Below are 8,774 nucleotides of genomic sequence, written 5' to 3' on the forward strand. Positions count from 1 at the left end.
CCCACCTAGCCCTTGGGGTTAAAACAAAGATCTCAGATCCCCGACTTCTTGGAGAAGTCGGGGATCTCTCTTCAATGCCACCTCCTTCTTCGGGAGGCGTTCACTTGTTGCAGATGTTGAATATTATCGGCGATACTTTTGATTCTCTGGTTTTTTATAAGCTTCCAGTGAAACTCTAGAGGTATAGAGACTGTAGTATATTTTCGTATCGTCATAAGGATTTAATCCGGCGCGATATAATTCCCCATAACAAGCTTCCGCCTTTTTAGGAATATCGGAATTTAAAAATTGTCCCTTTTGATAGTTAACTTCTTGGCGTATTTTTTCCGTGATTTGAAGATAACACTGCCCTTTATTTTGTTCCTTCGTTTCTTTGGGTAAAGTTTTCTCTAATTCAGCGGCCTGTTCAAAAGAGTTATAGGCATTATCGAGAGCATTATTAGCATCTTCAACAGAAGATTTTTTTAAATCAAAATCAGATAGATAAAGGATGCCATGATTAATCGCAATATCTCGGCGTAAAAGTTTTTGCTCTTCTTTCACCAGCTTCTCAGCAGCTACTAAGAAAAAATCGGCTCTCCGCTCAACTTTCTCATCAATTTTTGCTGTCCAACCCACATCTTCCAACGACTGGAATACCAATACTCTTCCTAAACCATTGAGGGCGGCGGGATCGTTGAAGGATCTCCCTTTCTCGTAGTAAGATATAGCTTCCTTGAGTTGTCCCATATCTTCCGAAACTTTCCCCAAAGCAACATAAATTTTGGAATCGTTGGGGTTAAAATTCAGTGCCCTTTTGTATAAATCCAAAGCACTAACAACATCACCTTGAGTACTAGAGATCTGCCCCTGTTTATAATAATATTCCCCTATAGTTGGTAAATTAGCATAGACAACATAAGTACTTGCGGCCATTAGAGCTGAGGCACCAAAGATTGCTTCCGCGTGGAAGTGAGGCGGAATCCCGACGCTCTTGAGGGCATTCTCAACAGTTTCCTTACCATTTTCTGTCAGCACCCCACCGGCTAATAAAAGCATCCCCACCGCTTGGCCAACCGTACTAAAAGTCCCCAGGATATCAAACCCTTCACTGGAAAAGGCTTGAGCCGTGCTAGAACCAAAAGTAGTCGCCACAACCATACAACCGAGTGTCAACCCATACCATACCCAGTCAAAGCGATCGTGTTTGTGGACTTCTCGAGGGACAAAGGATTCCAGAAACCACCACCAAGACGATTCCGGTGGGTTGACACTCAGCCGATAGCTAGCTAGGGGAAACTTTTTCGCTATTATCCCTGCAAGTTCCTTCAATCGCTCATCCAAATCAATCAACAGGGCGCATTGACTCGTGTTCAATTCCGCACCGTTATTTTTGAGGTTTTCCACTCCATCGCGGCTCAAGAGCATTTCTATAATTTTCCGCTTGGACAGTATCGATCCTGCTTTTTCAATAGTGGATAATGCCTCTTGATAATGTGCAATAGCTTCATCCATTGCGGATTTGCTTTCCTCAGCATAATCTTCCATGATGGGAACTTGCGCTATTTCCTACTGACTTTCTGTCGGGTATGACCCAATAACAGAGGGATTATACTGTTTAAGCGCATTCACCGTCAACAATTACCGGATCGACTTAGGGTAGTGCCTCTTTGCCAGAACTGTGTCTCGGAGAGATCCGATCGAGCTACAATTTCCGGCGGGCAATTCTAATGCGATATGATTAACGCCATACTTGGCAAACCCACTCACAGCAGACCGTTTTTGAGAAAGAGCCGCAAAGCCATATGGAGAAGGTTCGCCAAGCGGCTATTAAGCCACCTCTGTTTCTGGATTGAAGAATGAACGTTGTTGCGCTTCGTTAGTGGGTATCAGCTTCCAGCCAGCTTTGATGAGCTTTTGGTAAGTTGCCCAACCTTTAGAACCACCTGGTTCGCGGTAATCTGGTACGGCATATTGAGGAAAACCTGTATAGGGTCGCCACGGTTCGTGAGATGCTAATTGCAAATGCAAGATCTTTTGCCCGTTGCCACCAAGAGTGGGTAACCAGCACATCTGTCCAGCCATGATAAAACTCCTTTGCGTAGATAAAGGTACGTAAAGCTGAAACCAGGCTGTGTGAGGATGCGCTTTTAAGCTTCTGTTCCCAGCTTCGATATTGTGTTCCAGCCACGCTACCCTAGATTGACCGATTTGTCAATATGATGGCAAAAAATTCTTAGTTGTGACCTCACCCTACAGGGTATTTTTGTCAATTTCATCTCAATCTTAAGCAAGATTTAATGATTATGGACAAAGAGCGGAAAAGCATAGAGCTTAATCTCCCAAATCTGCTCTAATGCTTAATTCAGAGATATTTTGAAGTTTATTTTGCTTTATCCTTCAGGGTTACGTCAGCTAAATTTGTTACAAAATTCCCTTTCCCCAGTTTCCCACTGGTTGATTTTCAATTTTGAATTTTTAATTCCTCAGCCTGCGGGTGGGCGATCGCATTACGGATGACATTTGCTTGTTTGACGTATTCACCATCACTCAGCACTGGTACAGAACCGACGATGGAAATAGGTGCGGCCAAATCGATCCAAGACTTGCAGCCACCGTATTCCGGGCGGTAAACAATGGATTGCGGTTGAGCGAGTTTGTAAGTCCGCAGCAGCAAAATATACATTGGCTGACTGGGTTTCCATTTGAGGCGATCGCTCGCAAACCGCTCGTTCCAGATGTGATATGGTAGCAGTGCGGCAATGCTGGGTTCGTAACTCACCATAAAAATATCGGTAATCTTCGCCCAGCTACCAATTCGCACAGTTTCCGGATGCCAACCCGATTCTACAGGGCTTACCTTGTCAGCATATTCCGGTTTGAGCAAATCTGGTTTTTGGTGTTCAAATGTCGGGTAGAGCAAAACCTCATCATGAGCAACTTTAAATTGCTTTCCCTCCTCGCGAATACCGCCTTTACGAAGCAGCAAAATAGTTTTGCCTTGCGCCAAGGCATCTACCGCAACAGCCCATTCCTTGAGTGCGTGGATAGTAGTCGATTCCATAGCAATAGAGTTGAGTTCTTCTTCCAGACTAGCGACTGGCAAACACTCGCCACGCAATGAAAACGATAAAAGTTATATAGCCGAATACAGATAACCAATCCAGCCAGTTGCTGGGGAGAGTTAAAAATTCGTCGTTCATAGACAGAAGAGGGATTATTTGTGCAGAACGCTACAGATGAGCTTACCTGGGCCGTTGGGTTCAAACGGTACAACAGTTCCGTCTTTGCGAACGGTAATGCGATCGCGACAATTATACAGCTGCATCGGCCTTTCCACCCCGTCAACGCTGACGATCGCCCGATACTCCCAGTGATTTTTAGCACTGCGGTCAATCCTGAGAACGCAAATCAAACGGTCATTTGTTTGGCGACAAAAGGAAGCTTCCGCAGGTAGGGCGACTGCGAAGCATAACATTAATAACAGCAACAAACAAATATATTTCACCGGTAGTTATCGCGGTTCAAGAAAAGTTTGTAACCGACATAGCCCACACCCGCCGTGATTACCAAACCGATAACTATAGAAATAAAACTCACAGCGGTACTAAAAACCCAAACGCTAATCAGTCCAGTGGCGGCAAATACTGCCACCTTGGCCACTTTATTCATTTTTGCTATAGCAAGTTGCCAGCGGCTGGGTTGCTGAGGTTTCGGGGTTCGAGGTATATGTTGGATAGAAATTTCCGCCTCTAATTCCCTCAGTCGTCGTTCGATTTGGTCTTCATTGTGAGAACTCATTCCTACTCCCCGGTTCGGAACAATGGCTTTGCTTTAGTTTACCCTTAGAAAAATCTCAAGTAGCTAAGGTATGATAAAAACTATGCAGAAATTTACACAGAAGAAGCGGTGTTTTGCATAAGTCCTAAGATATTCGATCGATCTCGCTGCACTGCGTCAATATGGTTAGGATGCAGAATGAAGACCATTTAGGAGTCAGACATGGAAACGCGACGCTTGGGCAACTCTGATGTGAATATCTCTCCCATCATTATGGGGACTTGGCAAGCTGGGAAAGCTATGTGGGTGGGGATTGAGGATTCCGAGACCGTCAAGGCGATGCGGGCGGCTTTTGAGGCGGGGATAACGACCATCGACACTGCCGAGGTTTACGGAAACGGTCACTCTGAGCAAATTGTGGCACAAGCGCTGTCAGATGTGCGCGATCGAGTTGTCTACGCTACCAAGGTTTTCGCCAATCATCTCAAGTATGACTTAGTAATTGAGGCGTGCGATCGCTCTCTGAAAAACCTTAAAACCGATTATATCGACCTCTATCAAATTCATTGGCCTTCCGGCGCTTTCAACAGCGAAATTGTACCGATTGAGGAAACTATGCGGGCGATGAACGATTTGAAACAGCAAGGCAAAATTCGTGCTATTGGCGTTTCTAATTTCTCCCGCGCTCAAATAGAAGAAGCCGCCCAGTACGGACGCATTGATAGCCTGCAACCGCCTTATTCTTTGTTCTGGCGTCAGGTGGAAAAAGATACTATGCCGTACTGCATTGAAAACAATATTTCTATCATTGCTTACTCTTCTCTGGCACAGGGATTGCTGACTGGCAAATTCGGTCTCGGTCACAAGTTCCAGGAAGGAGATAACCGCATCAAAAATAAGCTGTTTATGGGTGAGAATTACGAACGAGCGCAAGCAGCTTTAGATAAACTCCGTCCGATTGCAGAACGCCATCAATGTAAGCTTGCCCAACTAACTTTAGCTTGGTTGATTGCCCAACCGCAAACAAATGCGATCGTCGGTGCGCGTAACAGCGATCAATCGGTACAAAATGCCAAAGCAGCCGATGTCAAATTATCTGCTGACGAACTAGCACAAATCGACGCTATTGGGCGCACGGTTACCGATCCTTTGGATGACAGTCCGATTATGTGGGATTGGGGCTAGAAAAACCAATCTCAATTTCCTCAAGTTTAGCAACAAATTTAGGTTGGTTTTTGTTCCTCAATCTCACAGACATCTCCAAAAATTCTTGTGGGGTAGGCATCCTGCCTGCCTTTAAGATTATTTTGGAGGAGATGTCTAATCTACTTTCCCACAGAAGATAATTTTGCACAATGACGAGATGTTAGTAAAATTAAACTTCTGTAAACAGGGTTAAACTTAGGTAAATAGAGGCTTACACCATAAAATTACTGTGCTACTTTAATAACAGGACACGATAAATTCAAACTAAAACCCAAACCAAACAAACAGCTTAGATTTGTGTCCTACTGTCGAAGCTACCTTTGATTAACTCTTGTGCATAGCATAGCAAAAGTGGCAGAAAGCCCCATTTTGGGGGCAAAACCAAACCCAAGTCCGGAAAGACGCTACTATGCTAGAGTTAGAAAACTGACAAACTTTACTTTCTGACTTTCATTATTTGACAACTCTATCACTAAACTTGTACCGGGTCTAGTCATCTTGACTAGACCCAAAATGTTTTATAGATTTGTTTTTTTTGTTTGTTTTTGCAAATCTAACGCTTCGCTCCCTCCTCATGAAGGTTATTGGTTTCATAGCTTTCCCTGTCAGGCGTCTCGATATCGGAATGGCGATCGTTTTCGTAGCTTTCCGCGTCGGGTGTCTGGATTGGCGTTTCTACACCGATCGCTTTATTCTCCAGATCGTTCTTTAACTTAGACTCTGGTGACGAAACAACCTCAGACTTGACTGTAATATACTGCATTTGCTGTATTTGCTGTTCGGACGGCAGATCGATCGTTTGGTGGGGAAGACCGATGATCTCCGTCTCTACTGCTTCGGTCTGCTGTTGCCGTTTGCCACGCAAATTATCGAACACTTGCAGGGATCTGGCAACTAACGATTCTGTCCAGTATGTGAGTAGAGTATCCAAATCTCTTGATTCTAATGTGCTTGCTGCCGATTTGCTTAGCAGTAAATCGCTTTCAGCCGAATCGTCAGATTTTTCTGGCGATTGAGCGATTTGCTTTGGCATTTTCAACAATTGTTGCTGCCAATGGGAGGCACATTTTGACAGTTGCTGGAATTTAGCAGATGAGAAGTCGAGCGAACTCTCAACAGCGGCGTTCAATTTGGTATAAGCATCTTCAATGAAAGTGCGATCGGCTTTTTCAGCATAACTGTTTGACTGGGGTATCTGAAAGTACAGCGCTTGCAGTTCCTTTTTCAGTTGCTGAATTTCCGCTTGTAGATAGCTGTTATCCAAGTCGGAAGTAATCGCAGAAACTTGCTGAAGAAGTTCAACTTCGGCGGCGCTTTGCTTTAATTCTTCGATCTCGGCTGGCTGCGAGCGCTCCTCAAACGCTTCAGTCAACGATTGGAGGGTAGCTTGCATCTGTTGATTTTGTGCTTCTAACCGATCTAAGTTAGAGCGCGTAATTTCTTCTGTCTGAGCGATCGCTGCTTTAATTTCTTTGATCTGCGCTGCTACGTACCCAGTGTCAGAGCGTCCGTTTTGTGTCGGCAGTGCAGACAATTCATATTCTACATCGGATGTACTTTCTCTTTGCTCTGCTAAGCGCTCTGTAAACCTGTCGCCGATTTGAGATACTTTTGTTGCCAGTTGCTGTATTTGCTCTTCCAAGTAACTGGGATCGAAAGTTACTGGCTGTGGGGTAAAAGCAGCTAACTGCTCTTGCACTTCTGCGGCAATTTGTTTAACTTCTTGGATGCGCTCTAAATCCTGGCGCTGATTAAACGCTTCCGTTAATGAGGAAACGTTTGCTTGCAGTTCCCGAACTTGTCTTTCCAGGTAGCTGGGAACAACATTTGCCGATGCGTCTGCAAGCTGAGAAATACGCTGTTCGACTTCTGGGGACAACAGCATTTGTCTGAGTTCTTCGATGCGCTGTATTTCTTCCCGCTCTTTAAACGCCTCTGTTAATGAGGAGAGGTTGGTTTGCAGTTGCTGAATTTGCTGCTTAAAGTCTTGAAATTCCTCTTTCGTGAGGTTCTCGGAACCAATCTGCTTGCGATCGAGCAGTTCTGTTTTCAGTTCCTCTATCTTGCGATCTAAATACTCGCTGTCAAAACCTGGGGTAAGTTCGTCTATTTGCTTTGCTTGAGTGTCGCTCAGCGAAGCGCTCCCTTCGGGTTTTGTTGATATGGTGAGGTTGCCGATCGCTTGTTCCAGGCTATCAAACCGCTCTCGCAGCTGGCTGAGTTCTTCCTGGACGGGAGCGAGAATCAGCGGTTTAATCGGAGTCGAGAAACCTTGAAATGAGTCTCTTAAGCTTCCCATCTCTTCTGAGATTTCCCGATCTATTTGTCTGACGCGGGTTCCCATCTCAGATAAGACAGCCGCCATGTTCTGCTGTAATGTCTGCTCGAATCGGCGTCGGTTGATCAGGCTTAGGGAAAGGGCTAGAGTCAGGGGAGCAACCGAATATATCAGCTGCTGGGAAAAAACTGCAACTAACGTCCCTGCAACAGAACCCGCTACGGAAACGTACTCTGTTACCTCTAAGCCATTGGGCTCTGTAGTTTCTGTCATAAGCTGTTACGGGAAGTGTGCAAACCCAGTACTTTCAGGTCGGGGAATAAACGCGACACAGGCGCTTTTAACTGCTGTCCCCTTTGAGGGGAGAGTAGATCGCGATTTAAAAAATGTGGAAAGTTTCCACAAGTTAAATATATCAAGAAAAATCAAAATTTTGAATAATTATACCAACCGAAGACATCAGAGAGGACGTTCTTAATTCGACCAAACCCTTGATTCTCAATTCTTCTTCCCGTAACTCCTAACCCCTAGTCCCCAGCCATAGTTTCTGGAATTAGCTCGACTGCAAACACTTCGGCGAAGCTGGCTGCTACTTGCTGACGCACTCGGTCTTTATTAATTGTGGGAATAAATTCTGCTAAGCTGCCCACCGGTTTGTCGGAAATTCCGCAAGGTACTATTTGCTTAAAACCTTCCAGATCTGGACAAACGTTGAAAGCGAAGCCGTGCATGGTAATCCAACGGCTGACTTTGATGCCGATCGCAGCTACTTTCCGTCCTTCTAACCAAACGCCGGTAAAGCCGTCGAGCCGTTCCCCTGCCAATCCGTACTCAGCCAGCACTCGGATTAACACTTCTTCCAGCTGGCGCAGATACCAGTGCAAGTCTTGCCGATAATATCGCAAATTCAGGATCGGGTAGCCGACGAGTTGACCGGGACAGTGGTAGGTTACTTCGCCACCGCGCTCTATACGGTGTAGCTCGCAGTTACTTCGCTCCGGAGCGAATTTGAGAAATTCCAGACTGGCTCCTTGTCCGAGCGTGTACACGGGGGGATGTTCCAACAATATGAGGACATCTTCCAGCTTGGGGTTGTCTCGCCGTTCTGCCAGGAGCGATCGCTGCCACTCCCAAGCTGCTGAATAATCTGTGATTCCCCGATCGTATAACCGACAAAAACGGGGTTTTTGCTGCTTATTCCACGCCAACCAATCATTATTACTCGAAATCACCACAAAAATCAAGAGTATTTTACGTTAAATTTCGTTCAAAATCCGGTCAGGGAAATCAAGAAATGTCAACAGATGCAAAAGATTTTAAAGAGTAGCCAAAGGGCTATGTACTCCAGAATACAAAATGCTAGTGTTTTATGTATAACCTCAATGTGAATAGGAGGAAGCCTGTTTAGCAAGAAAAAGCCCACAAATTTGAGATGGCGATCGCCCACCTTCCTTTCAAAGCCAGCATAGTTGGTGGCATCGTCCGAGAAACTTACTGTAGAGGTGTGGGCGTAGGCTCAAGTCAGAGTGCG

8 protein-coding genes are annotated in these 8,774 nt (G+C 45.2%); 1 reads left to right on the forward strand and 7 read right to left on the reverse strand.

What is annotated here, in order from left to right; genetic code table 11:
• Window positions 1-123 precede the first annotated feature (123 nt).
• The 5 genes from H6S82_RS09780 to H6S82_RS09800 form a co-directional block, all read right to left on the reverse strand.
• Window positions 124-1,527, reverse strand: a complete 1,404-nt coding sequence (locus H6S82_RS09780) for a tetratricopeptide repeat protein (RefSeq protein WP_190464789.1) — start codon at window positions 1,525-1,527, stop codon at window positions 124-126.
• Between the two features lie 282 nt (window positions 1,528-1,809).
• Window positions 1,810-2,064, reverse strand: coding sequence for a hypothetical protein (locus tag H6S82_RS09785; RefSeq protein WP_190464790.1), 255 nt, complete (start codon window positions 2,062-2,064; stop codon window positions 1,810-1,812).
• 379 nt (window positions 2,065-2,443) lie between these two features.
• Window positions 2,444-3,043 (reverse strand): DUF1802 family protein, encoded by a 600-nt coding sequence (locus H6S82_RS09790; RefSeq protein WP_190464841.1) that lies wholly within the window; start codon window positions 3,041-3,043, stop codon window positions 2,444-2,446.
• 153 nt (window positions 3,044-3,196) lie between these two features.
• On the reverse strand, window positions 3,197-3,487 hold the full coding sequence (locus H6S82_RS09795) for a hypothetical protein (RefSeq protein ID WP_322111900.1): 291 nt from the start codon (window positions 3,485-3,487) through the stop codon (window positions 3,197-3,199).
• Window positions 3,484-3,780, reverse strand: coding sequence for a hypothetical protein (locus tag H6S82_RS09800; RefSeq protein ID WP_190464791.1), 297 nt, complete (start codon window positions 3,778-3,780; stop codon window positions 3,484-3,486). The genes H6S82_RS09795 and H6S82_RS09800 overlap by 4 nt, the downstream gene beginning before the upstream one ends.
• Window positions 3,781-3,981: 201 nt before the next feature.
• On the opposite strand from H6S82_RS09800, the gene H6S82_RS09805 reads away from it, so the two are divergent.
• The gene (locus H6S82_RS09805; RefSeq protein WP_190464792.1) at window positions 3,982-4,944 is read left to right on the forward strand and encodes an aldo/keto reductase; all 963 of its coding nucleotides are present in this window, start codon (window positions 3,982-3,984) and stop codon (window positions 4,942-4,944) included.
• Between the two features lie 574 nt (window positions 4,945-5,518).
• Here the strand turns inward: H6S82_RS09805 and H6S82_RS09810 are convergent.
• On the reverse strand, window positions 5,519-7,516 hold the full coding sequence (locus H6S82_RS09810; protein ID WP_190464793.1) for a hypothetical protein: 1,998 nt from the start codon (window positions 7,514-7,516) through the stop codon (window positions 5,519-5,521).
• Between the two features lie 254 nt (window positions 7,517-7,770).
• Entirely contained in the window at window positions 7,771-8,478 is a 708-nt protein-coding gene (gene lipB / locus H6S82_RS09815) for a lipoyl(octanoyl) transferase LipB (protein WP_322111901.1), read from the reverse strand.
• Between the last annotated feature and the right edge of the window lie 296 nt (window positions 8,479-8,774).

The sequence above is a fragment of the Planktothrix sp. FACHB-1355 genome (genome assembly GCF_014748295.1).
Taxonomy (GTDB): Bacteria; Cyanobacteriota; Cyanobacteriia; order Cyanobacteriales; family Aerosakkonemataceae; genus Aerosakkonema; species Aerosakkonema funiforme_A.

What these genes read in the sequence shown, in the direction of transcription:
- H6S82_RS09810 (WP_190464793.1), bottom strand. Translation starts at nt 7,516, where the DNA reads ATGACAGAAACTACAGAGCCCAATGGCTTAGAGGTAACAGAGTACGTT.
- H6S82_RS09790 (WP_190464841.1), bottom strand. Translation starts at nt 3,043, where the DNA reads ATGGAATCGACTACTATCCACGCACTCAAGGAATGGGCTGTTGCGGTA.
- H6S82_RS09780 (WP_190464789.1), bottom strand. Translation starts at nt 1,527, where the DNA reads ATGGAAGATTATGCTGAGGAAAGCAAATCCGCAATGGATGAAGCTATT.
- H6S82_RS09785 (WP_190464790.1), bottom strand. Translation starts at nt 2,064, where the DNA reads ATGGCTGGACAGATGTGCTGGTTACCCACTCTTGGTGGCAACGGGCAA.
- H6S82_RS09800 (WP_190464791.1), bottom strand. Translation starts at nt 3,780, where the DNA reads ATGAGTTCTCACAATGAAGACCAAATCGAACGACGACTGAGGGAATTA.
- H6S82_RS09805 (WP_190464792.1), top strand. Translation starts at nt 3,982, where the DNA reads ATGGAAACGCGACGCTTGGGCAACTCTGATGTGAATATCTCTCCCATC.